The sequence below is a fragment of the Vibrio sp. CCUG 15886 genome, from assembly GCF_028570825.1.
GTDB lineage: Bacteria > Pseudomonadota > Gammaproteobacteria > Enterobacterales > Vibrionaceae > Vibrio > Vibrio vulnificus_B.
In genome coordinates this window covers 110,871-136,423 of record NZ_JAQQBT010000007.1, presented here as the reverse complement: position 1 = coordinate 136,423, position 25,553 = coordinate 110,871, and the positions used below count along the sequence as shown (strand labels likewise).

The window sequence follows — 25,553 nt, the reverse complement described above, 5'->3', positions numbered from 1 at the left end:
GTTGGCTAATGGTGAGGCGTCAATTTGATTCTCAAATTGGGAAAAGCGTTGTCGATATGATAGGACGAGAGAATTTGCGGCAAAACAGCTTGAGGCGAATAGTGTTGCATTATGGTCTCGCGCGCCTGAAACAGTAGGCGTTGCTGTTCCGCGGACGGCATCTCCAACCAACGCTGCAAATGCGCCACCAAATCTGCTTCTGTTTGTGCAATAAAACCGTTTTGACCATGTTCGATAAGTTGGCCTAATTGGCCGACATTCATCGCAATGACAGCGACGCCGTTTGCCATGGCTTCTAACGCTGCCATGGGTAGGCCTTCAAAGCGAGAAGGGATGATCAACACGGAAATCTTAGGCCAAACCTTCGTCATGTCACTGACAAACCCAGAAAACTCGACGTTGTCGTTCGCTAAGGTCTCCAACGGCTCGCGTTCTGGTCCGTCACCGTACAGATGGAAGGTCAGGGAAGGAAAGTGCTCCGCCAATTCGACAAAACGATCGGCGGCTTTTTCGTAACTCAAACGGCCTACGAAGCCGATGTGTTGCGAACAATTCTGATGCGATTCTGCCAGCTCTGATACCGGGACAAAATTGTTGATTCGCTCTCCAGAAAAAGGCAAAGAGTGAAGAATAGCATCGCTGACGGCAAAGCGATGATCGCTAATGAAGCTGGTCAGGCGATCGACCCAATCGTACAACCACAGCTTACCCGTTTTACTTTCTCCTGCATGATAGGTGCTGACTAAACGCAGATGCGGAAAGCTCATCATTCGTGCTAAGCGCGCGTAGATATTGGCTTTGTAGCCATGGGTATGTACGGCGATGGGCCGATAGCGCTTTAGCGCAACGGCTAACTGCATAATGGGCATGGGGTGATTACCGGATAACTGAGAGATGTAGTTAACGCGGATCCCTCGCTGTCTGAGCTGCTGCATAATCAGAGGGCGACGGACATATTTGTTGGTTAATAAAACACGTACCGAATAATGCTGAGCCTTGAGTGCCGAAGCGAGCTCAATCACATGGCTTTCAATCCCTCCGTAAACGAGAGAGTCGAGCAGCAGCCATATCTCTTTCCCGACGCGATGACTTTTGGCTGTGCGTTTTTTGCCGAGTGCGGCTTTGTTATCGTCAGGCATTTTCTTCTGCCTCCCACGCTTGTTTTTTGCGATACACCGTCGAGGGGCTTAGCTCCAACATCACCGCTGCACTGATCACGTTGCCATCGCAAAAGGCGATGGCGTTTTGAATCGCTTCGCGTTCGATTTGCCACATTGGACGGATACTGCCGTCAGAATGGTGGAACGCATTGTGGGCGAGTGGGTTGGCCTTGGACGTTTGCGTCTCAAGCGAATGATGGTTTAACGCCTCATGTCCGTTGTGCATCTCGTGTATGACCGCTTGAGTAGGTTGAGGTGGGGTTGAGAGTTTAGCGGGTTCTTTGACGGTTTGCGGTTTGGTGGTGAGCTGAGCCGGCAAATGTTCCACATTCAGTTGGTTGTCATCGTTGAGAACGACAATGTTGCGAATGATGTTTTGCAACTGACGAACATTGCCCGGCCAGTTGTATTTTTTGAGTATTGATTGAGCTTCTTTGCTGATTGAGTTGAATTTTTTGCCGTCTTCTTTGGCGTAAGTTTTGAGGAAGTGATTGGCCAGCTCAACAATGTCATTACCTCGTTCTCTAAGTGGCGGCATTTCAATGGGAACCACATGGACACGATAGTAGAGATCTTCCCTAAAACGGCCTTCTTCGACCTCTTTGAGGGGATCGCGATTGGTGGCGCAGATGATGCGCACATCCACCTTGACTTCTTTACTGCCGCCGAGTGGGGTGAAGGTACCAGTCTGAAGAAAACGCAGCAGTTTTTTCTGCATCTCCAGTTCCATTTCGCACAATTCATCGAGAAACAACGTGCCGCCGTTGGCCAGCATTGCCGCACCTTTGCGGTCGGTTGTCGCTCCAGTAAACGCCCCTTTTAAGTGACCAAAGATTTCGCTTTCCATTAAGTCACGAGGAATCGCCCCACAGTTGATTGCGATAAAGGGCTGCTCTTTGCGTAGGCTCTGTTTGTGGATCGCTTCAGCACACACTTCTTTCCCTGTGCCACTCTCTCCGTTGATAAAAACACTGGCGGTGGTTGGTGCCACGGAATCAATGGTTTTATAAACGGCCTGCATTGGCAGGCACGCGCCGATAAAGCCATGATAACGTGGCCTGTCGAAGCGAGATTGCATGTTCTCAACCAAATGCTCTAACTTGGCGCGTTTTAGATGAACGGCAATGGATGTTTTCAAACGGTCGGCTTTGATTGGCTTTTCGAGAAAATCTTCCGCCCCTTTGTTCATTAAGCTGACGGCGATGTCAACGGAGCCATGAGCGGTGGCGATGATAACCGCGGTCGGAATATCGTTTTGGTTGATCCAGTCGAGCACATCTTCCCCGGACATATCGGGCAACTTGAGATCCAAAATCACCAGTTGAGGCGTATTGCGCTCAATAAACTGAATCGCGTCACGTCCGGTTTCTACGTGAAAAATGTCATAGGGCTCATCTTTGACGTATTGCTTATATAAAATGGCAAGTGAAGTGGAATCCTCGACTAACAGTACTTTTGCTCGCATCTCTTCTCCTTACCCATGTCACCGTCTGTTGCTCGTATATTAATAATAGTTTTAGCACATGGGTGGCGCTTTGCTGGGTTAAGCGACTATTTTTGATTGAAATTTCTTCAAATCGTTGTTGTGCGATCTCGTATTAGGACAGCAATATTCAACGCGTTAAATTGAGTTTGGCTCTACAAACCCAAGTTGTTTGCGATCGTTTAGGGCAGACAGCGAATCGTGTGCTAGCTGAGCAATACCAGACGCGTCTTCCATTACGGCGTCATACTCTTTTGCTACGCACAGCCGCTCAAGCTTTCTGGCCAGGTTGGATAAGCGTCGATTGCCCAGCGCCAGTGATGAACTGCCTAGCGTGTGTAACTCAAACTCCAGTTGTTGAAAATCGCTGTGAGCGATCGCCTGATCAATCTTCACCAAGCGCCGCTCCGATTCTTCAATGTAATGCTCAATGAGCATCGGCATCACCTCAGCACTGGTGTCACGAATCATTTGTTGAATGATCAATTCATCCACCAATGGGGCGGTGGTGTTTTTCTCTGACGTTAAGGTGATCTGCATATGATTGGTTTTCTCCGTTTCAAGGGGCTTATTAGCAGTATCGTGGTGATTGGATGCGCTTAAAATCTTGTTCAACTCCTCAATTAAATGACGGCTACGTAGCGGCTTAGAGAGGTAGCCATTCATGCCTGAGCGAAGAAACTTCTCTTTATCGCCATATAGCGCGTGTGCGGTAAGCGCAATAATGGGCGTTGCTGCTTGTTTGGCATCGGGCAATTGACGAATCTCTTTGCACGCTTGCATGCCATCTTTGCCGGGCATCGAAATATCCATAAAAATAATGTCGTAGTGGTGATTTGATGCCATGCTCACCGCTTCATAACCATCGTTGGCTAAGTCGATCGCCACGCCAAGGCGCTCAAACATGGCTTTAATCACCATCTGATTCGCGGTGTTGTCTTCCGCAACCAAGATGCGTTTGCCTTGAAGCAATGTGCAGACGCTATCATTGTCAGGCTGAGCCTGTTGCGTGACAGTGTCATGTTCTGCCAGTGGCATTTCCACACTAAACACAAAGCAAGAGCCTTTTCCCACTTCGCTTTCAACGTTGATTTCACCTTCCATCAATTGAGCAAGACGTTTACAAATCGCAAGGCCAAGCCCCGAGCCTTCGCGAGTCCGAGAATAGCCCTGATCGACCATGGTGAACTCTTCGAACAAAATGGCCATGGCATCGGGCGCAATACCGATACCGGTGTCGTTGATCTCGCAGCGGATATAGAGCTTATCGCCTTCGTTTTGTGTCGTCACATGAAGGGACACGCTTCCTTTTTGGGTAAATTTGACGGCGTTGCCGAGCAAGTTAAGCAGCACTTGGCGATAGCGGTTTGAGTCACCCACCACCACGTAGTCACACTCATCGTTGAAGGTGAGAGACAAGTACAACCCTTTGGTTTTGGCGAGGGGTTCAAAGCTGTTGACGATTTCCTCAACGCAGCTTTTTAGCTCAAACGGGCGAGGGTAAAGAATCAGCGTATTGGCTTCCATGCGAGAGAAATCAAGAATGTCGTTGATGATGGAAAGCAGCAGCTCGCCAGATTCTTTCGCCGTATGGACAAGGTTTTGCTGATGGTTGTCCAGTTTGGTTTCACCCAAAATGCCGAGTAGCCCAAGCACTCCATTCATCGGCGTGCGAATTTCATGAGACATGGAGGCCAGAAAGCGGCTTTTCGATTCATTGGCGAGCTCAGCTTGGGTCCGGGCTTGCTCAAGCTCTTGGTAGCTGGTGGCGAGATTATGCGACATGGAGTCAAACGCGGCGGCCACTTTGCCGATTTCATCTTTCGCCTTGAGTTGAAGTTGGAAGCCGGGGCCATCATTGGCAACGCGCTCTGCCGCGCGAGTGAGTTGATAGAGATTTTGGCTGAGATAACTCCCTAAAAAATAGGAAAAGAGAGCAACAAGAATGATCTCTAATACGGCGATAAGGACGATGGCTTTGCTCGCTTCATCAAGCGCGGTTTGAATCGCCGTGGTGTTAAAACCCATGCGAATTTCACCATAGGTTAGGCCATCGACGGTGATCTTTTCACTCACATCAAACACCAAATCGCCTAAGCTGACGTGGTCATCGGCTTGCCAATCGGCACTCACTTTTGGCAAAGCACCTGCAAACGCCAGTTGCTGCTCGTTGTTGCGGATATCCACATAGAGGATGTCTGGAAGAGAGAGGATTTCTTGAGTCAAATCATCCAAAGTGGCGAGATCGAGGGAAAGTAGGGCATCTTTGGATGCACGAGCAAACATCTGTGAGGTGGCATTGGCTTTTTGAATAAACTGCTCTTGATTTGATTGGCGCATGAAGTTCATGGCACTGAAAACCAGCAGCATCAACATGATGATTTCAATGCAGGCAATGCCGATGATGGTTTTAATTCGAAAAGACATAATGACCTCCTGGCGAGATACCTTTAGTCCGTCAGTAACTTAATATCGAGCTGGCGAATATCGTTCCAATCAGAATCTTGCGCCGCGACAAACGCAGAAATCTTGAGTGGGCTCAACAATGACTCTCTCCCGTTGCGCTGATTGAGATTGAGCAGGGCGTTTTGCAGCGCCAATACGGTGTTTGCATCAAGGTTCGGTTTTACGGCGATAGGGTGTGGCGTGTAGCCATCGCTGGTCCAAAGTATCTTTAATTGCTGACGAACATCGGCAGGAGCGGCGTTCAGTGTTCTGGCAATGCCACCGCCAGCAGGTAATAAGCCACGCGCTACATTGAGATAGACAGAGTCGTGGGATGAAACGTATTTGGGCTGATATTCAATACCTTGTTGGTTTAAATACCCTTGCGTCAGTATCGTCGCAGCAAAAGCGGCTGGTGACGGAAACGCCAATGTTTGTCCGTTCAACTGAGAAATGGTGTTAATGGCGTCATTGGCATTCACCACAATTAAGCCATAAATCAACGTATCTTTGGCTTTGGCGATGGCTTGGTAGCCAACTTGCTGGTGGAACACCACATAGTGATAAGGGTTCATGTAAGCGATGTCGTAATGGCCCTCATTGAGGCGTGCTTCAAACGTCGGAATGTCGGGGGCGGTGGCAAAAACAATCTCGAGCCCGATATCCTCGCTGAGTGCTTTGATCACTGGCGTCCAATTGTCGGCCAGACGGCTGGCGGATTGCTGAGGTACCACACCAAAAACCAGCGGTTTACACCAACTGATGGGTGCAAAGAGGAGCAGTGCGGTCAGTATCCATTGCTTCATCGTCAAGTCTCCAATCAATAGGGCAGATTCAAAAATTCGTTTTTATACAACCAGTTTTCTAAGCGCTTTCTTAAGCGTAGTGGAAGAAATTTGAATTTATTCAATTGTCTGACCAATTCTTCTGAAAAACTTGGCGAATCTTTCATGTTCAAAATGGTGCCAAGTAGATGAATGGATCGGGCATCGAGCAGACTTTGTGCCTGCAAAATTTGGTTTTCTGTTGTACTGCCATAGCAAGCGACAAGAATGGTGGCATCACACGCACTGGCGACGCTTTGTGCTGGCACATTTCCTTTATTGAGATTAAGTAGCGGCGAGGTATCAATAATGATGCGCTCATAGTGGCTTTGCCATTTATTGACGGCTGAGCACAAGTTGGCCGGATCTTTGTAGGAAAGCTGAACGGCCGTCTGGGTGGGCGCTGGCACGCCGACCAATACTTGATGGGTTTCATTGTGTTCGATGAGCATTCCTGGCTGCGCTTCGTGCTCGAAGCTATGCACATCGTGAAAAGCGGGCTTAAACAGATTGAGGTCGACATACAAGGTATGATGGCCCGCAAGAATGAATCGTTCAGCCAGCGCAGTCGCAATTGAGGTGACGCCGTCACCAGAGCTGCAGCCCGTGAGACAAATGGAGCGAATCTGTTCAAGCTCTGCTTTGAGATAGAGCTGTTCAATTTCGGCGTGAGTCGCGGGAATCATCATCATAATGCTCCTATTAATACCAAGGTGGTGGTGATTTGCAGCACATCGCGCAAACCTGCGCGTGCTTTTTCAATCAAGCTTTCATCGCGGCTCGGAATATAAATCGTGTCGCCTGCACGGATCACGGGAAGGTGGTAAATATTCGCGGTTTTGCTGAAACTCACGAGATCGAAGGTGCGCGCCTGCCCTTGGCAGCAAGACATATTAACCACGCTGATTTTCTCTAAATAAGCGCTTGAGCTTGGTCCACCAGCCTCCGCGAGTAAATCGAGGATCGTCATGTTGTCGTTAAAGGCGTAGCGTCCCGGTTTGTTCACCGCTCCTAGCACTCGAACGGTTGATTCTTTGCTGGTATCGAGCCAGTTTTTCTCCTTCTCTGGAATGTAGATGGTGTCTCCGGGCTTGACGTGAGGAAGAAGAGATTCATCTCCGGTTTCAAAATAGAGTGAGAGATTGAGTTTGCTGACCAGCGAGTAGCTTTTATCTCGGTGCGTGACGCGGATATTGTGAATATCAGCATCTTTGGTTGGTCCGTCAGCGGCAGACAAAATGTCAAGAAAGTGCATTTCATTGGTAAAGCGATAGCGCCCTGGCGCATTGACTTGACCAAAGACATAAATCGAGGCATCTGAGCTTTGTCTCACCCACTGTGATTTGTTGTCGGATGGGTCTTGTGGTAAATCGTGCACACGAATGATCGCGCCTGCATCAATGCGAGGCAGGGCTTTCGTTGGCGCACCTTGGCGAATAAAAGCATCGAGGTCAAACACTTGCATTTTGCCGCCGTTGACAACTTCGATCTTCGTTGTGTCAGCCCGTAATGTTGGGCCACCGACATGCGCCAGCAGATCCATCAAATCCATTTCGTCGGACCACTCGATGCGACCCGGACGAACCACTTCGCCCATGACAGCAACGGCGCGATCGGGGGCCACTTTAAGCCAGGACTTCTCGTTCATGTCGGTTTTTTCTGGGACAAAAATGGCGTCACCGGGCTGGATTTGTGGCACCTTGGTTTTGCCCAATCCTTCCGTGTGTGCGGTCAAATCAAATCGGATCACGCGCCCATCCGCTTTAAGCACACGAATTTGACGAGACTCAGCAAATCGTGTGGGGCCGCCGGCATTGGCAAGAATGTCCATAAAGGTAGCCCCAGGTTTGCCTTCATACGCGCCGGGGTGAGCCACTTCGCCCATGATATACACGGTGTTGGAGCCGGACTTAATCTCCTCTTCTTGACGAGGAACGAACACAGTGGAGCCGGGGGCGATATCGGGTAAAAGAGAAGAATCGCCGCTATCGAGGTATTTTTTTAGATTGAATACTTTGGGCTCATTGTTGGAAATCACTCGGATCTGTTCTACGCCAGCGTAACGTGTAACCCCACCTGAGCGCATCAAAATATCAACCAAGTTGGTGTCTGGTTTGTAACTGAACGAGCCCGGCGAGTTCACTTCACCGAACACTTTGATGCCTTTGGTAGAATCTGCGCTGTCGCCACTGTCTGCCAGTTTTGCAGGATCAAACGTCTGCTCAATGTTGCCTACTAAAGGAGAGGCGGGAACGAAAAGCACGTCAAGCGACATCAACTGTGGTAACAACTCATCGTTGCCAGAGTCGAGAAATTGTTTGTAGTTAAACTCGCGACGGTCACTGCCCCGTTTTAACTGCATTTTGTCGAGTTGAGCGCCAGAGCGTAATCCCCCCGCCGCATGGAAAGCCATCTCAACGCTTGCGCCTTGCGGCAAAGTGTATTCACCCGGCTGTGAGACATAGCCTTGTACGGAAATCAGCATCTGTTGTTGTTTGACAAACACGCTGAGGTTACTCACATCACGAAAAACGGTGGCTAATGACTGTTTTACCGCGTTTTCCAATTGTGCCGATTGATAACCTGCAACATAAATTGGGCCAATCTCTGGCAGAGTGATTCGGCCACGTTTATCGACTTGGAATCCGCGATTGAGGCTCTCTTCTCCAGGTAGGTTAATTTGGATTAGATCGCCCACCTGCACGCGCTCATCGGCAGCATGGCTTAGGATTGGCGCAATCATTAACAGCAAAAGAATGAGAGCGAGATAGCTTTTTGCGATGTTCATTGTACGCCTCCTGCATAGGGAGATGGCTCCGTATTCGCTGGCGATTGAATTTCGATGCTCACACGGCGATTGGTCAGGCGCACGGCGGCACTTTCACCATCAAACAAGGGCAGTTTTTCTCCCAGTGAATAGGTGGTGATGCGGTTGGGATCCAAACCGAAAATGGCTAAGTAACGTTTGACTTGCTCGGCTCTGTCCATCGCCAGTTTTTCGTTGTATGCCTCGTTACCGGTGGCATCCGCGTGGCCCGTCACGGTGAGGGTTAACGCGGTGTGCTCGCGCAATATATTGGCCGCTTTGGCAAGGTGGCCCATGTATTTGGGATTAATTTCCGCGGAATTCACCGCGAATTGATTGTCAATATTGAGGATGTCATAGAGCTCGTTGACGATATCCAACTGAAAACGGAAGGCGTCTTCATCACGTGGGGGAACGCATCGAGTGTGTGAAAGTACGTAGTCGAGCTGCTGTTCTAGTTGATGCAGACGTTTACGTTGAATGACCAAATCGTTCGCCGCATCGAGCAGCAATCCGCCTTGCAATTCACGAGCGATGCGATTTTGCAGCTCTAAGGCTTGTACCACAGAGGCAGGAAAGCACCATTTAGCGCCTTCGCGGATCAACGAATCTAAGTGCAATTTCGCCAGTTGCCAATCGAAGCGCATGCCATGTTCAGGACCGAGAGGTTCATCAGGCATGACCGGAGAAAAGTCGGCGTTTTCATAACTGATATTTTGATAACTCTCTGCCAATCCACCGCTGCCATGCTCAGGGTAGCTTGCACAACCTGAGATGAGCAGGGTGAAATAGAGCGTTGTAAACAGTAAGTGTTTTTGCATGCCAACCTCCGACGAATTTTTATTGTTATGGTTAAAACTGCTTGGAGTTAACGGGAATCGCGTGGTCAATACGCAGCAAGCTGATGATTTCGAGTGGCTGGCCGCGTACGTTTTCAATGCGCATGGTGCGTTCACGTTCAACCAATCTTTTATAGAGATAAACGATCGCCCCAATACCTGATGAATCGAGAAACTCAACACCACTCATATCGACTTCGATATCGGTATGGCGATCGTTGTTGATCAACTCATCAATGTGAATTTGGGCTTGGCGGCTACCGTGGGCATCAAAATTACCAACGATAGACAGTGTGAGTGTTTGTTGATTGAGGTCGAGTGTGCTGAGTTCCATGTGACGTTCTCCTGTTGGGTGTCTTCAACAAAGAGCAGGTTGTATGCCAAAAATTACACTATAAAAATCAATTGGATAGATTGGAGTGTTTTAGGCTTCTCAAATCGAAATGATTTTTTCTCAATTTGAGAATCAGGAAAACACGTCTGAGAGCATGGAAAAATTGTAATTAATAGAACCCTTTTTCGATTTTTACTGAGTGCTGTCGCACATCATTTATGAACCTTGATACTGGACGTGAACATGGCGGGGAAATGCGATAAAAAACGCTAGAAAGGAAAGGATTAGGGGAAGCAGGATGCGTTTGACTATATTATCGATGGCGATTCTCGTCGCCATCCCTGCGATGGCTGAGGAAGAGCCATTGCCAATACCAGAGGTGATGCTTGCACAAACTTATGGGCATGGCGTGAAGATCAACGATTATTGGTATAGCGAAAAATTGGATGGTATTCGGGGGTATTGGACTGGCACTCAATTGCTTACTCGCAATGGCAATCGAATTTATGCTCCGACGTGGTTTATTGAAGCATTACCACCGATGGCGCTCGATGGTGAGTTATGGGCCGGACGAGGTAATTTTCACATTGTGCAGCAGACAGTGCTGGACGCCACGCCCGATGAGCATGCTTGGAAGCAGATTGACTTTATGGTTTTTGACCTGCCAGAGTCAGCGGGTGATTACCAAAAGCGCTACTATACCCTGATCGATTTAGTGAAAAACATCGACGCAAGGCACATCAAATTTGTTGAGCACAAACCGATCGTCAGCGAAGCACAGCTTTTTGAAAAACTGGATGCCATTACGGGCGTCAGTGGTGAAGGGGTGATGCTTAGGAATATCACCAGCCGCTACCAAGCGGGGCGGGGCAGTGATCTACTGAAACTGAAGAAGTACAGTGATGCAGAAGCGACGGTCATTGGTTATAAGCCAGGGAGTGGCCGTTTAATGGGTATGCTAGGCGCATTGTTGGTCCGGCTCGATGATGGTACCGAGTTCTATATCGGTAGTGGTTTCACCGACGAACAACGCAAAAATCCCCCTGCTATTGGGGCGACTGTTACTTATCGACACAATGGTTTCACTAACAGCGGCAAACCCAAATTTGCCCGATATCTGCGAGAGCGTCTTCCAGAATAAAGGGCTTTATTAGCAGAACTTTTAACTGAAATGCATTGGTTGTGTGACGAATGTCTTGCGTTATAGAGTTGGAAATTATATATAACGCAATCACCATGTTTTTTGTGTGTTTATTATCCGTGTGCGCTATGAAATGATGGTTTTCATAGCTCTGCCTTATCGTTTTGCTCTGTCGTCAGCGTTTCTTTGATAACGTGGCACTGCGATAACCCCATATTCAAGGAAGAGCGAATCTGAGTCAGTAATGCCGAATGTCATCAAAAGTTAAACCGTTATTCATATCACTTTTTTCTGCTCTCATTCCAACTGTGGTTTTTGCCGAGCCTCATGCTTTACCTTGCGATCTCTACTTAGATGAGCTCATCTCCGAGCAAGATCACATTTACCTTCAGTACTACGTGGATTCGCTACGCTACCCACAAATCACGGCAAATAAAACGTTTGTTTATCCAGAAAATGGCAGTGATAACGCCAAAGCCTTGTATTTGTTTGCTAAAAACAATCTCTTTAAGTACGAAGGAAAAGAAAGCTCCAACTTACCCGAAGTGCTTGAGTTGGCAGAGCAAACGGATCAGCAATGGATTAAGGCTGAAGCGAAGTTAACGCAAGGTCGCGGGCTGATGACCCAAAATCAGTTTCGCCAAGCAGAGGCGTATTTTCTTGAAGCGCAAGAGATGGCAGATGCGCTTGGCTACCAGTCTTTAGAAGGGCGCGCGCTAAAATGGCTCGGCAATGTAGCCTATGAGTTTACCGATTTTACGGTGGCGCTGAATCAGTATCATCGTGCGTTAGAGATTTTTGAACAGAATGAAGAGCCGCTTCAGGCTTCTATGGTGCTCAATAATATCTCCACTGTGTACATGGATAGCAAAGATTGGCAACGTGCGGAGCAGTTCAATCGTCAGTCTAATCGGCTCTATGACTCCAATCATTTCAAAAACACTTTGTTTGAAGCCATCTTACTCACGAATGCCAGTGTGATTGATGGGGCCATGGGGCGTAAAGAGTCTGAGCTCAATAACATCAGATTGGCATATGAAAAGGCCGGTGTGGCAGGGGCCAGCTATCTAAAAATTAAAACCCTAGTTAACATGACGGAAGTATTGCTGAGGCAAGAGCACACGCAACTCGCCATGGAAACAGGTTTAGAATGTCTCAAATTTTCACAGCAAAACGGCACTGAGAGTCAAATTGCTCATTGCCAAGACATTCTTGCGGAAGTGTTCCTTGTCGAAAATGAACTCAAAGCTGCCACCAGCTATATCCAGTTGGCATTGAAGCAGTTTGAAGAAGATAAAGAGACCATTGCGATCATCGAAGCGCTAAAAACATTGTCGCGAATTCAACAGCACTCGGGTGATCTCAAGTCTGCACTGCAAACTTATCAAACCGCGTCGCAGTTAGAGCAAAAATACCTCACCGAATCGTTTAACTCTGACGTGGCGATTGTCAGAGGTCGGCTCGATGAAAAACTCGCTTCGCAAGAGCTGATGTTGCTTGAGGCGCAAAACGCCTTGCAATTGACCCAACTGGAAGCGCAAAAATTACGTGAATGGGCCTATATGCTGGCCGTAACTCTATTCTCGTTTCTCGCATATCTGCTTTGGCGTAAGCTCAAAGCAAGCCAACGTTTACAACAAGCATTGACGCAACAAAACGTGCAACTAGAGACGCAATCTATGATTGATCCTCTCACGCGGGTCAACAATCGCAGCTATCTGGATAAATGGTGGCAAAGCATCAGCAACAAGTCAGACACCATGAACACGCCGAAATGCTTGGCCGTAGTTGATATCGATCATTTCAAACAGATCAATGATACCTATGGACATCAAGTGGGGGATGATGTGCTGTCAAAAGTGGCCGACATGCTTAGCTGCTGTACACGCGGTGACGACTTACTGCTTCGATGGGGGGGAGAAGAGTTTGTTTTGGTATTGAATCTAACTTGCCAACAGGCCCATCAGACATTAACTAGGCTGCAAGAAGCGATTTCGCGCACTGAAATTGCCGCGTCGGATGAGGTTGTCGCCGTTACGGTTTCGATTGGTGCGGTTTGTGTCTCTTCGGCTCATGAATTGCAGCAAAATTGGGAACCCTATTTATTTCAAGCCGATGAAGCGTTATATGACATCAAACGCGGTGGCAGAAATGGCGTAAAAGTCATCTGAGTCCATTTTCTTTTTTCCTTTCTGCGTAGTGTTTATTATGTCGCAGATAAACAAAAAGCCTCATCAGAGGCTTTTTTCGTTGGATATGATCGCGATATCGCGATTAATCACGGAAGTTATTGAACTGGAACGGTTGGCCAAGTTCTGCGGCACGAATTGCTGCAATAGCTTCTTGCAAATCGTCGCGTTTTTTACCCGTTACGCGAACTTTGTCGCCTTGGATAGAAGCTTGTACTTTCAGTTTGGCATCTTTAATCAGCTTAACGATTTTTTTCGCCATTGGCGTTTCAATGCCTTGCAGGAAAACAATGTCTTGATGCCAGTTTTTACCAGTCTGTTCAGCCGTTTTCGCATCCATAGAGTTTGCGTCAACGCCACGTTTAGCAAGGTGACCACGTAAAATATCGCGCATTTGCTTTAACTGGAAGTCACCTTCAGCAGAGACTTTTACCGTTTGCTCTACTAGCTCAAAGCTAGCTTGCACGTTACGAAAATCAAAACGAGTCGAAAGCTCACGGTTTGAGTTGTCTACAGCGTTGCGTAGTTCAACGGTATCGATTTCAGAAACAATGTCAAATGACGGCATGGTTTAAGTTCCTATAGTTATTATCTTAACGGCTTTCTTTTACAGCAGTCGCAAGCATATCCAGCATTTGCGCTGTGTGTTCCCAGCTTAGGCAAGGGTCAGTGATCGATTGGCCGTAGGTCAAGTTATCAAGATCAGTCATCGGCTGATTGCCTTCGGTAATGAAGCTTTCTGCCATGATGCCTGCGATATAAGTGCTGCCCGCTTTTAGTTGGTTACAAATGTCTTGCGCGACATCGAGCTGTTTACGATGTTGCTTTTCACAGTTAGCGTGACTGAAATCAACGATCAAACGTTGTGGCAAATCGAATTCAGCCAGTGATTGACAGGCAGACTCAACCGATTTTGCGTCAAAGTTAGGGCCTGTATCACCACCACGCAGAATAATATGTCCATATGGGTTACCACTGGTGCGGTAAACGGTCATGCGGCCATTTTTATCTGGAGAGTAGAAGTAATGCGAAGCTTTTGATGCGCGAATTGCGTCAATCGCAATTTTCACGTTGCCGTTGGTGCCGTTTTTAAAGCCAACCGGGCAGGAGAGTGCAGACGCCATTTCACGGTGAATTTGCGATTCAGTGGTTCGAGCTCCAATCGCGCCCCAAGTGATCAAATCAGCAATATATTGACCGGTGATCATGTCAAGAAACTCGGTTGCGGTGGCAAGGCCAAGTTTGTTGATATCGAGCAATAGCTTACGTGCTTTATGCAGGCCTGCTTCTAGTGCGTAAGAGCCATCCAGATTTGGGTCGGTAATGAGGCCTTTCCAGCCCACCACAGTGCGTGGTTTTTCAAAGTAGGTGCGCATAACGATGAACAGCTCATCGCGATACAGCTCTTGAATCGAGCTTAAACGCGTCGCGTAATCAATCGCGGCTTCAGTATCGTGCACAGAGCAAGGACCGACAATCACCAAAAGGCGGTTGTCCTTACCCGTTAGAATATCTTCAATTTGTCTGCGAGATTTCGCAATTCGCTCGGCCACATCGTCGGTAATCGGATGGGCTTGGCTCAACTCAGCGGGAGTTGGCATTGGACCCAAAGGTTGGGTTCTCAATTCATCTGTTTTTAGTGGCATGTGATAGCTTTGTATTTTATTACGAAGCGGTAAAGATAACGGAATTAGCCACAGGAATAAACCATTTAACGGGATTCTTAGCCATCTATTTACGTGTCAAACTGTAAAGCTGGCGTGAATTAAAATGAATATAAGCGTAAGTGAAACAGTATGAGTAACTGTTAATAAATAAAAGCCTTAATGAAAAGGGAGTTAATGAACATTTTCCACTGAATTGATGATGAATCGCGGGGATAAATTCGTGATGGACTCAGCGACTTGATGATTTTTGTTAACAATTCTTTGACAACTGGTGCTGTGCGCAGGAAACTGGTCTGACTAGTTATGAGGAAACGCCACTATGCTTACGTCACTACAAAAAGCCAATCTTTATCTCAATATGTTTGGGTTTTCTAAAGTCCCACTGATATGGTTGTGTCGCCCCAAAATCATTGCCATTGATGAAAAAATGGTGGAAGTGAAAATCCCCCTAAGAAAACGAACAAAGAATCACCTGAATAGCATGTACTTCGGTGCATTAGCCGTTGGTGCGGATGTGGCAGGTGGTTTTTTGGCGATGAGCAAAGCCAAAAATCAAGGAGAGAAAATTTCCTTGGCGTTTAAGGGCGTAAAGGCGGAATTTCTAAAAAGGCCAGAGGCGGATGTGCATTTTGTTTGCCATGATGGTCCTTTGATCGACCAAATGCTGGCTCAAACCATGCAAACAGGTGAAAGGGTTAATCAAGATGTTCGAATTACCGCGCTTTGTCCCACCTTGCATGGGGATGAGCCGATGGCCGAATTTGATTTAACCCTATCGATTAAAAAAGTGACGCCTAGGGCGTAACGCTAGGTTTCAGGTTGTTCGATTTTCTCGATGGCAACAATTTTCGAGCGATTCATGACAATTTTCCAGCGGTAGTAAACGGGTTCACCTTGGTGGGTGTTTTCTTTCACAATCAGATTAAAGAGATGGCGTTTTTCCACTGATTCGCGACTGACTTGCCCATCTTGTAGCCGATAGATACGATTGCTGCCTTTGTCCATCAAACGTGTAAATGGTCTTAAACTGATGTTGAATGTTTCGCGTGTTTGCTCATAGCCACTCAAAAAGCGAGACGTCGACATTTCCGTTTTGGCGTGGTAGTGAAGAATTTGCTCTTCACGCTGAACCACACGTCGTTTGCGAATGGCTTGAATGCGATCCGGCAGTTTATTGATGACGGTGTAATCTAACCATTCCAACTTGTGGCCGACCTCTTTCCCTGTTGTGGGGTCGGTGTATTTACGACGCCACTTCGGCTTACCTTTGCGGATCCAACGCCACATCATGTCACGTAAGTCATCTTTAAAGATTTCACGTAAAGCATAAATGATCGACATGGCGACGATGAATGACGCAGAAATTTCGCCAAGATAATCTCGCGCAGAAATGACCGTGGTTGTGACAAACACCATCACAAGACCCGTTGCCAAGCCTTTGATCATGCGTTTGATGTTCTTGCCTAGTGAGGTGGTTTTTTCATTCAACACAATCGGGTGCTCAATCAAGCGGCGCAGTAAACGCATTTTGTTGGTCATGCGCGTTGCATCGTCTGCTGCGTTGGATGAGTTGTACTTATTGAGTTTTCGATGTGCTTGCTCTTTTTCACAGAGAGTGATTAAGCGATCCTTGATGGTGCTGTAATCCCCTTCACGTGGTAAGTGGGCAACTAAGGCAAGAAATTTTTGTTCTGTGTACCAAGAAAGATAGTTGTCGATGTTGACGTAATAACGCTTAAGAATCTCTTCATACGGGATAGAGCGGCGCAGTCTTTTGAGGATATCGAGAGAAATCTCAATCACCTCATCGACTTGATCTTCGGTGACGCCGTCACTGGATTGCTCATTCAGTTTAGCCACGGCTTTATCGAGTGCAATAACGTATTGATAAGCAAACAAACTCAAGCTAACACGATACTGAGTGTTGGATAAACGCCCCCGCTGTGCTAATCGGCTGTGTACTAGAGGCAGTAGTGTTTTGTCACTGTAATAAGAACGCTTTTGCACCACAGAGGTATAGTAAAACTCAGATTCAGAGAGCACTTCAGGCGTTAGCCCAAGCTCTCCTGGAACGAATAGGTAGAAGTCGAGATCGAGTTTTTTACTTGCCCCCATAATATGGCTGATCTTGAGGGTGATGGAGTCTTGTTTATCGACTGAAATCAACGAAATACCCTATTTGATAAATAATTGTATTGAGACTTGCGCAAGAATAGCAGAGATCACGTATAATCTCTGCAAATTTGCAGTGAGATATATTCAATGATTAAAGTTGGTCAAATTAACAACTTAGAAGTAACTAAACGCACAGATTTTGGTGTATTCCTAGATGGAAAAGATTACGGCAGCATTTTACTGGCAAACAAACATGTGCCAGAAGGTTGTGACGTCGGCGCTAAAATCGATGTCTTTATTTACTTTGACTCCGACAATCAATTGGCAGCTACAACTGAAACGCCAATCGCACAAGTGGGCGAATGGGGCTTGATGAAGGTTGAGGGGGTCAACAGCACGGGTGCTTTTGTTAACTGGGGCATCAAAGAGAAAGATCTGCTGGTGCCATACAGTGAGCAACGCAGTCGTTTTACCGCTGGTCAATCGATTCTCGTGTATGTATACACCGATAAAGCCTCTGGTCGCATCGTCGGCACCACCAAATTCAATAAGCTGCTTGATAAAACGCCGGCGAATTACACCCGCAACGAGCAAGTGGATCTGATCATTGCCGAGCGCAGTCAGTTGGGCTTCAAAGCGATTGTGAACGGTTCACACTGGGGCATGATTTTTCCATCGGATGTTTTTGGCAAGCTGTTTATCGGCAAGAAACTGAAGGGATACATCAAAAACGTTCGTGAAGATGGCAAAATTGACCTTGCATTACAAAAAGTGGGCGTTGCCAAAATGGACGACCTTTCTGAAAAAGTCCTCGAGTTACTTGAAAAGAAAGGGGGCTTTTTGCCACTTAACGATAAGTCGACTCCAGAGGCAATTTTTACGGCTTTTCGCACTAGCAAAGGGACGTACAAGAAAACCATCGGCGGCTTGTTTAAAGCAGGCAAGATCGTCATTGAGAAAGATGGTATTCGCGCGGTGAAGTAGTCACTGGTCATTCTTGCCAGCAAAAAAAGAGGCCCATCGGTTCCGTCGGTGGGCCTAGGGGAAATGGCTCTTAAGAGCCTGCGCTAAACAGTGTTGCTATGTGAGTGGTAAGAATGTTACAGAAGGGGAGATTCTTACTTGGGTTTCACATCCAACTGATCCTAAGTGTAGTACAGGCTTACTGCGCTGCTTGGTTCTAAGACCCACGCAGCGCTGATTCTGGAAGCAGTCTTAGATTTAGAACAAATTCTTATCTCTGACTAATTCTCGCGGTAATCCATTCTTAATTTTGTTACTTACCCACTTACCCAAACCAATAATTGCACCTTGGTAGCGAACGAAAACTTCGCCTTTGCCACTGTTTTCTGGGTAGATATCGCGGCCCATAAACCATTCGCGTGCGGCATCGGTGTCGATGTCCACAACGGTTTTCTCATTGCCACTGGCTAGTGTTGTCGCAATCTGATGCTGCCAACGATAGCCATTCTTGTGCTTTTCAGCCAGCTTGATCCCCATGCGAGAGAAACGCAGTTCACCCAGCATGGGTTCTAAAGCATTAGGGAAGAGCCAAACATCGTTGTCTCGTAACCAAATGGTGCCGTCCGCTGGTAAACTGATATCGAGTGAATCAGAGAGGGATTTTTCAATCAAAGCGCTCTCTTTTTTACTCGCTTTTTGAAATGGAAACTTACCCATTTTCTTGTTGACGTCTGGACTGTTGACCGACGCCAGTTTGCGAATACGCGCGACGAAGAAACCTTCACTGTCGTACACTTGCGGGAAAATATGCAGAAACCCATCTTCTGTTAGCGCTTTCTCTGCGCCATCAAAGAGCGAGCTCAAACTTTCAAACGCCACTGCATCGCCAAAAGTGTGTTTTAGATGGTGACAAACTTGCTGGTTTTCTTCTTCGCTCAATGTGCAGGTTGAGTAAACCATGACACCGCCCGGTTTGAGCGCTTGAAACGCACTTTCGATCAAATCTTTTTGTGTCGCGGCAATTTCCAGTACAGATTCTTGGGACCAGTTTTTCATGGCATCTTCGTCTTTACGCACGGTGCCTTCACCTGAACAAGGGGTGTCAAGCAACACGGCGTCAAACGATTCCGGTAGCCAACCACCAAACACGCGGCCATCAAAGTTACTCAATGCTGCATTTCGAACACCACAACGTTCAATGTTGGCGTGAAGCACTTTCACTCGGCTTGCAGCATACTCGTTCGCGACCAAAATGCCTTGGTTGTTCATTAATGCTGCGATTTGTGTGGTTTTAGAGCCAGGTGCCGCGGCGGTATCCAGCACCGATTCAAATTGGTTTTCACCCAGAAAGAGCGCGCTAACTGGCATCATTGAGCTGGCTTCTTGAATATAGAACAAACCGCACATATGCTCAGCCGTGTTGCCAAGCGGCACTTTGCTTTCATCTGCCTCAATCCAAAAACCGGTTTCACACCAAGGAACAGGGTGAAGCGTCCAACCTTTCTCTTGCGCGATGGTCAGAAAGGCATCAACGGAGATCTTGAGCGTGTTGACGCGGATACTTTTACGCAGTGGCTGCTGACAATAGGCGATAAAGTCGTCCATGTTCAAGGCGCTAGGTAGGATGGTTTTGATTTTTTCCAGAAAGGTTTCTGGCAGATAGACGTTTGAATGCACAGTAGGGTTCCAGGTGCCAATATGGGAGGGGAATGATAAACGAATTGGCGAGCAGACAAAAATAAAAATGCAGCCCGAAAGCTGCATTTAGAGTCACACTAAGGTTTAGGAATGGCCGTTCGCCACTTTTTCCAATCTTCCTCGGCTTTGTCGTAGAGGAAAAATGCTTGGCCTTGCTGCGCGATAGGCTCTAATTGTTTTTGCGGTGGGGTTGCGAAGGCAATGCCACCTCGAACCAAGCTATCAAATGAGCCAGCTTTAATGTTGGCACCGGATAGGCCTATTGAAACGTCGACGCCAGACACATTCCAAAACAGGCTGTTTTGTCTGACCAAATAAGCGTATTCGTTTTGAATCTCGATACTAAAGACAACACGATCAGCAAACTTACCAAGCTGGACATCGGTCACGCTGCCCACTTCCATATCGCGATAAAGAATCGGCGTTCCAACACTGACCGAGCCACGATGCTCACTTTGTAGTGTAAACACAGTTCCCGTTGGATGAGGTGGCTTATTGGCTAATTCAAAACTGAATGCCGCTTTCCCTTTGCCTGGCTCTACCTGGATGTATTTGCTGATTAGGGCGTCGATGTTTTTTACCCCATTTAGGCCAATTTTGGGTTCCGCTAACCAAAAATGCGAACCTTGCAAAGCAACATTGGCGACGTATTCTGGCAGAATTCTTGCTGATGCCTCTACGATGCCTTTGTTGAAATCAGGCGCCACCAGCGTAATTTCTCCCACCTTGACCCCTTGATATTGGATCGCCATTCCCTTGCTGAGGGATTGGCCTCCATCGGATCTGAGTGTAATAATTCGGCCAAATTTGCGCGCTTGGTTTTGGTCCGGATAGAGTTTCCAATGCTGCCCAGTTTTGTTCTCAATGCCAGCAACCGTGTCAAAAGCAATTCCACCTTGTAGTAGTGTTTTAAGCGGAGCGGCTTTGATCGCCACACCGGCCAAGCTGGCGTCCACTTCGACGCCCGAGCGGTTCCAAAACACCGTTTGATCATTGATGAGATGCTTATAACGATTCTCGATGCTGATAGTGACTTCGACGCCACCGTTGGCTAAGGCGAAGTCCGAGACGCTACCGACGGGTAGGTTACGGTAGAGAAGGGGGCTTCCTTTTGAAATCGGCGGTAATTCTGCAGCAAACAGGGTCAATGTTTGCGAGCCCGTTTGATTGAACTTTGCCAACTCGGCAAGTGAGCGACTTTGGAACAGCTGATAGGTTGGACTTGCGTTGTTTTTTCCTTCACTGACGAAGCTAATCGAGCCTGTGAGTAGCTGTTTAGCGGGCGGTACAGTGACACTCAGGCCAGATTCAGTCAGCTCAGCGGTTGCACTGCCCGTTACGAAAAAGCGGTTGTTGGCGCGAATTAAATAGGCGTATTGTTTGTCGATGAGGACATCAAGATACACTTCATTGGCAGGTTGACGGGCTGTTTTTTCGTCCAACAGGCCGACTTTGATCACCGAACCAACAACAATCCCTTTGTAAAGGATGTTCGCACCCGCATCGAGACCGTACGAGCTGTCGGACAAGAGACGTACAGACAAGGACTTAGCTTGTTGTTGTGAATATTCCTCTTTTTTAATCGCAGTAAAGCGGCGAGATTTTTCCCCGTCACCGGGAATGATGGTAAGGAAGTTACCGCGAACCAAATTGCTGATGTTTTCGACACCAGAAAGCGACACTTTGGCTTCTTCTAATACAAAATCACTGCCTGTTGTCAGCATGTCGCTAAAGGCGGGTTGAATAGCGGCATTGGCAATAATCACCTCACGCCCTTCTGAAAGCGAAAGATTGGTAATTTCACCTACTTCAATGCCTCGGTACATAATCGGTGCGCCGTTAGAGCTAATGTTATGACCATCGGGGAGGGTGATTTGTACCGAAATCCCACGGCCAGCGGTTTTGAGGTCGCGATACAAACGAAACTGAGCATTTTTCTCCACGGGTTCACCATCATCTGGCGAATCGACCGCGATGGCGCCGCCAAATAAGGCGCTCATGCTTTCCAAACGTACATCCACACCTTCAAAGCCAATGCTGGCCCCAATGCCACTGACGTTCCAAAATCGGCTCTGCTGGTTAATGATGTGGCGATATTCATCGTCAATTCGAGCAAGAATGGTCACCGATTTACCGTTTTCCGCTAAGCGGTAACTGTACACTTCGCCGATAGGGATCTTCTTGTAAACAATTTTAGAACCAATCGAGACGCCACCCAAATCGCGGGCACGTAAGGTGATCGTCAGCCCTTTTTCGGCAAGAATATCGGTGGGCGCGCTATCAAGAGCATAAAACACGGTTTCGGCTTCATCGTCGTCATTGCCGGGTTGAATAGCGATGTAGTTACCAGAAACCAAAGCATCAAGACCAGAAATACCGGAGAGACTGGCCGTTGGTTTTACCAACCAAAAACGGGTGTTTTTGTTGAGGAGCTGAGTCGCTTCGGGATAAATATCGGCATCGACGTAGATATTAGAAAGGTCTTTGGAGAGGTTAATATCTCGCACCATGCCAACTTCTAAGCCTTGATAGCGAATCGTTGTACGACCTGCAACCAATCCTTGTGCGTCAGAAAAGTAAATTTGAACTCGTTGCCCTGCATCGTGGATCGCCTTCGCGACCAACCATCCCGCAAGCAGCATGGTTAAGATAGGCAAAATCCAAAGGGGAGAAATCCCTTTGTTCTTTCGCACATCAGGAGTGTAAGATTTTTGCGAACTATTTTGTTTGCTCATGCAATGACTCATCTTTATTTGCATCTGAGTAGTTGTCCCAGATTAATCGGGGGTCAATACTTTCTGCGGCCAACATGGTTAACACAACCACCATACCAAATGCGACCGCTCCATATCCGGGAGTAAAATCGAGAATTTGACCTCGATCGACTAAGGTCATCATGATCGAGATGACAAAAAGATCCATCACAGACCATTTACCAATCCATTTAACAAAGAAGTAAATCGTCATTCTCTGCCGATGGTAAATCGTACGTTTGAAATGGATGCACAAAAGTATGTAAGTCAAACCGAGTATCTTAGCGACGGGCACCACAATACTGGCGACAAAAATGATCACGGCGATACCATGCATGCCGTTTTTAATTAAGGATGCAACACCCGAAAAAATCGTATCTTCTAGCCGTTGCCCATTAGTGATTAGAATCGAAATAGGGATCAAGTTGGCAGGGAAAATCGCGACAGTGGCTGCGATTAAATAGGCCCATGTTTTTTGTAACGAGTGCGGTTTGCGATGGTGTAGAGGGCTATGGCAGCGAATGCATTGCTCTGCTTCGGGTTGAGACATGTGACAGCTGTGGCAGTGGACATGCTTTTCTTCGAGCGAGTAGTGGCTCTCTGCATGCCATGTTTCCCAATATCGCCTGACACTGACGCGAGTTATGAGCAAGACACTAAAAAGTTGCAATAGGAGCAAGCCAATTAAGCCTGGCCCAACGAAAATATCGGAATAGTCTTGCAGTTTAAAACATGAGATGGCGATGCTGACGAGGAAGACATCCAGCATCATCCAGTGTTTAAGATTTTGCACGATTTCCAGTGAATACTTGAGCACTCGAAACCAGCGATAATGCAGCGCCATATGAGCGGTCACCACGGCACTGCACACTAATAATGGGGCTAATGAGCTGCAAAACATGATCAGCAGTGAAAGAGCAACAAAGCCTTCATCCATTAAGGTCAACATACCGGATGGGAGTGTTGCAGGGATCATGACGCCAAAAAGTCGAATGCTGATAAAGTTAAAAAAGTGAGAAGGGATAAACAGCATCAAGCAGGTGATCGCGATGGCGAGGTTACCAGAAAGGCTTGGGTTGCCACCACGATAGAGCTGGGTACCACACCTTGGGCAATATGCGCTGCGGCCTTTGGCAACATGCAACACATCGACGGGAAGTTCGCACCCTTGGCACAAACGGACTTTTTCAATTTCGGTTTGATGCTGATGAGTAGTAGGAGAGGTCATTGCGACCTCTCAAAATGGGCGATAGAGGACGTGCTGCCACTAGCTGGCATGCGATTGGACACTGCCATAAAGTGTTTGATACAAGCCATCTTGCTCAACCAGCTCAGTATGTGTCCCGCTTTGTGTAACTTGTCCATCTTCCAATACATAGATCAAATCCGCTTGTTTTACCGCAGACAATCGGTGTGCCACGATAAGCGTTGTCTTTCCTTTCAAATATTCATTAAGCGCTCTATGGAGCGCCGCTTCGGTTGCGGTATCTAACGCTGAGGTTGCTTCATCCAAAATCACAAATTGAGGATCACTCAATACCATGCGAGCAATAGCTAAACGCTGTCTTTGGCCTCCGGATAAACGTATCCCATTTCGGCCCACTTGCGTATCCAACCCAGCAGTTAACTGCGAAATAACATCTTGCAGTTGAGCGATTTCCAACGCTTGCCACAGCGCGCTTTCGTCATAGTCGCCACCAAGGGTCAGATTATGCCTTAGGCTGTCATTAAATAGTATAGGTTGTTGTAATACAACAGCAATTTTTTCACGAATTAACTCAAAACCAATATCATCGCTGGACTCATTATTGTAACGAATGACTCCGCTGTCTTGTCGGTAGACACCAATAAGCAGCTGAATTAATGTGGACTTTCCACCACCACTTGCACCAACGAGAGCGACTTTCTTTCCCGCAGGGATTCGTAAATTCAACTGATTTAATACAGTGGTTTCACTGTTGTAAGAGAAGCTGACATTTTCGACCGAAACATCAATTTCTTTGCCATCAGTGAAAGGATTGACTTTCGACTCAGGTCTATACTCTTCTTCCAGTTCCAAAAGCGCGTTGATGCGGGCAAGCGCCGCTTTCGCGCTATACCAAGAAAACTGGATACCTAGCAGTTCTTGAACCGGAGTCAGCATGAACCAAAGATAACCAAAAACAGCAAAAATTTGGCCAATCGTGAGATCACTAAAGAGTACCATTAGCATCGCAACGGCACGAAACAGCTCAAAACCAAGTAAAAAGAGCAAAAAGGAGACTCTACCCGCGGCTTCGGATTGCCAAGCATATTTGTCTGCGTTGAGTCGGACTTGATCAGCTTGCTGTTTGAGCTCAGAGAGAAACTCTCGTTCCTTATTGGCTGCTCTCAATTGATAGATGCCATCAAGGGTTTCAACTAGGCGATTTTGAAACTGCTCAAATGCTTGGTTTTCACGCTTTTTGAGATGTTTAACTTTGCTGCCTAGTTTTCTAGAGAAGTAAATAACGATAGGGTTGACTAAGAGGATAAACAAGCCAAGTCGCCATTCCAGCCACAGAAGAACACCTGCAGTGCCGATGACGGTAAGCAAGCTAATCACGAACTTCGCTAAGGTGCTGCCGATGAATTGGTCAATGGTCTCGATGTCTGTGATGAGGTGTGCGTTGATGCCTCCGCTACCTCGAGTCTCATATTGACGAATACTGATGCGACCGAGTTTATCGATCATCTTAGCGCGCATTTGATAAGTAATGGTTTTTGAGACCAAGGTGAACTGGCGGCTCTGTAAAATGTTTAATGCTTGGCTGGTGATACGCATCAGAATCACCAGTAACAAAGTCAAGAAGATATACCCTGTCGGTGTTTGCCAGGCTTGAGGCAATAGGGTATTCATGGCTGCTAATCCTTTACCAGGTTGATCAAGTAACACTTCGTCAACCATGAGTGGCATGAGTAGAGGAATAGGGACGCTAACCAAAGTGGCAACAATGGCAATGAGGTTCGCAAACACAAGCTTAGATTTGTGTTTTTTTGCTTGTGTTAAAAGCCAGGAGCGGCTAATAGTGTCGGATGTCGATAACATTATAATGAGAATAAGTCCTATTTATATTAGAGTCAGCATTCTAGCGGCTGTTGATTCTATTCCAAAGTA

Annotated in this window: 19 protein-coding genes; 4 read left to right on the top strand and 15 right to left on the bottom strand. The window is 47.1% G+C overall.

Going from position 1 to position 25,553, the window contains the following annotated elements:
- Positions 1–5 precede the first annotated feature (5 nt).
- The 8 genes from PQQ36_RS14560 to PQQ36_RS14525 form a co-directional block, all read right to left on the bottom strand.
- Positions 6–1,139, bottom strand: a complete 1,134-nt coding sequence (locus tag PQQ36_RS14560) for a glycosyltransferase (protein WP_273661751.1) — start codon at positions 1,137–1,139, stop codon at positions 6–8.
- The gene (locus PQQ36_RS14555) at positions 1,132–2,625 is read right to left on the bottom strand and encodes a sigma-54-dependent transcriptional regulator (protein ID WP_039553593.1); all 1,494 of its coding nucleotides are present in this window, start codon (positions 2,623–2,625) and stop codon (positions 1,132–1,134) included. Before PQQ36_RS14555 ends, PQQ36_RS14560 begins: the two co-directional genes overlap by 8 nt.
- A 156-nt stretch (positions 2,626–2,781) precedes the next feature.
- Entirely contained in the window at positions 2,782–5,070 is a 2,289-nt protein-coding gene (locus PQQ36_RS14550) for a HAMP domain-containing hybrid sensor histidine kinase/response regulator (RefSeq protein WP_198102609.1), read from the bottom strand.
- A 23-nt stretch (positions 5,071–5,093) separates the two neighbouring features.
- A complete protein-coding gene (locus tag PQQ36_RS14545; RefSeq protein WP_080932305.1) occupies positions 5,094–5,912 on the bottom strand; it encodes a phosphate/phosphite/phosphonate ABC transporter substrate-binding protein in 819 nt (272 codons plus the stop codon).
- Positions 5,909–6,601 carry a tyrosine-protein kinase family protein gene (locus tag PQQ36_RS14540; RefSeq protein ID WP_043877164.1) on the bottom strand — a complete coding sequence of 231 codons (693 nt, stop codon included), beginning with the start codon at positions 6,599–6,601 and terminating at the stop codon, positions 5,909–5,911. The genes PQQ36_RS14545 and PQQ36_RS14540 overlap by 4 nt, the downstream gene beginning before the upstream one ends.
- Positions 6,601–8,655 (bottom strand): SLBB domain-containing protein, encoded by a 2,055-nt coding sequence (locus PQQ36_RS14535; RefSeq protein WP_413764449.1) that lies wholly within the window; start codon positions 8,653–8,655, stop codon positions 6,601–6,603. The genes PQQ36_RS14540 and PQQ36_RS14535 overlap by 1 nt, the downstream gene beginning before the upstream one ends.
- Before the next feature lie 41 nt (positions 8,656–8,696).
- Positions 8,697–9,539, bottom strand: a complete 843-nt coding sequence (locus PQQ36_RS14530) for an OmpA family protein (protein ID WP_011080501.1) — start codon at positions 9,537–9,539, stop codon at positions 8,697–8,699.
- 31 nt (positions 9,540–9,570) lie between these two features.
- Positions 9,571–9,891, bottom strand: coding sequence for an STAS domain-containing protein (locus tag PQQ36_RS14525; protein ID WP_011080500.1), 321 nt, complete (start codon positions 9,889–9,891; stop codon positions 9,571–9,573).
- 298 nt (positions 9,892–10,189) lie between these two features.
- On the opposite strand from PQQ36_RS14525, the gene PQQ36_RS14520 reads away from it, so the two are divergent.
- Together PQQ36_RS14520 and PQQ36_RS14515 are read left to right on the top strand one after the other, a co-directional pair.
- On the top strand, positions 10,190–11,032 hold the full coding sequence (locus PQQ36_RS14520; protein WP_225471940.1) for a DNA ligase: 843 nt from the start codon (positions 10,190–10,192) through the stop codon (positions 11,030–11,032).
- Positions 11,033–11,283: 251 nt separating this feature from the next.
- A complete protein-coding gene (locus tag PQQ36_RS14515) occupies positions 11,284–13,203 on the top strand; it encodes a GGDEF domain-containing protein (RefSeq protein WP_225471941.1) in 1,920 nt (639 codons plus the stop codon).
- Positions 13,204–13,306: 103 nt separating this feature from the next.
- Here PQQ36_RS14515 and PQQ36_RS14510 read toward each other — a convergent pair whose 3' ends face one another.
- Together PQQ36_RS14510 and PQQ36_RS14505 are read right to left on the bottom strand one after the other, a co-directional pair.
- Entirely contained in the window at positions 13,307–13,789 is a 483-nt protein-coding gene (locus tag PQQ36_RS14510; RefSeq protein WP_017422085.1) for a YajQ family cyclic di-GMP-binding protein, read from the bottom strand.
- 25 nt (positions 13,790–13,814) lie between these two features.
- On the bottom strand, positions 13,815–14,867 hold the full coding sequence (locus PQQ36_RS14505) for a 3-deoxy-7-phosphoheptulonate synthase (RefSeq protein WP_011080496.1): 1,053 nt from the start codon (positions 14,865–14,867) through the stop codon (positions 13,815–13,817).
- A 340-nt stretch (positions 14,868–15,207) separates the two neighbouring features.
- On the opposite strand from PQQ36_RS14505, the gene PQQ36_RS14500 reads away from it, so the two are divergent.
- Positions 15,208–15,693, top strand: a complete 486-nt coding sequence (locus PQQ36_RS14500; RefSeq protein WP_011080495.1) for a PaaI family thioesterase — start codon at positions 15,208–15,210, stop codon at positions 15,691–15,693.
- Positions 15,694–15,695: 2 nt separating this feature from the next.
- On the opposite strand, the gene PQQ36_RS14495 is transcribed toward PQQ36_RS14500, so the two are convergent.
- The gene (locus PQQ36_RS14495) at positions 15,696–17,054 is read right to left on the bottom strand and encodes a hypothetical protein (RefSeq protein ID WP_011080494.1); all 1,359 of its coding nucleotides are present in this window, start codon (positions 17,052–17,054) and stop codon (positions 15,696–15,698) included.
- Positions 17,055–17,150: 96 nt separating this feature from the next.
- Between PQQ36_RS14495 and PQQ36_RS14490 the strand changes: the two genes are divergently transcribed.
- A complete protein-coding gene (locus tag PQQ36_RS14490; protein WP_011150250.1) occupies positions 17,151–17,987 on the top strand; it encodes a CvfB family protein in 837 nt (278 codons plus the stop codon).
- Positions 17,988–18,224: 237 nt separating this feature from the next.
- On the opposite strand, the gene rsmF is transcribed toward PQQ36_RS14490, so the two are convergent.
- The 4 genes from rsmF to PQQ36_RS14470 form a co-directional block, all read right to left on the bottom strand.
- Complete coding sequence (gene rsmF / locus PQQ36_RS14485; RefSeq protein WP_273661750.1) at positions 18,225–19,643, bottom strand: 16S rRNA (cytosine(1407)-C(5))-methyltransferase RsmF; 1,419 nt, start codon at positions 19,641–19,643, stop codon at positions 18,225–18,227.
- Between the two features lie 98 nt (positions 19,644–19,741).
- Positions 19,742–22,399 (bottom strand): MlaD family protein, encoded by a 2,658-nt coding sequence (locus PQQ36_RS14480; protein ID WP_045620037.1) that lies wholly within the window; start codon positions 22,397–22,399, stop codon positions 19,742–19,744.
- The gene (locus PQQ36_RS14475) at positions 22,383–23,645 is read right to left on the bottom strand and encodes a paraquat-inducible protein A (RefSeq protein ID WP_013571849.1); all 1,263 of its coding nucleotides are present in this window, start codon (positions 23,643–23,645) and stop codon (positions 22,383–22,385) included. Before PQQ36_RS14475 ends, PQQ36_RS14480 begins: the two co-directional genes overlap by 17 nt.
- 39 nt (positions 23,646–23,684) lie before the next feature.
- Positions 23,685–25,484, bottom strand: coding sequence for an ABC transporter ATP-binding protein (locus PQQ36_RS14470; protein WP_011080489.1), 1,800 nt, complete (start codon positions 25,482–25,484; stop codon positions 23,685–23,687).
- Positions 25,485–25,553 lie beyond the last annotated feature (69 nt).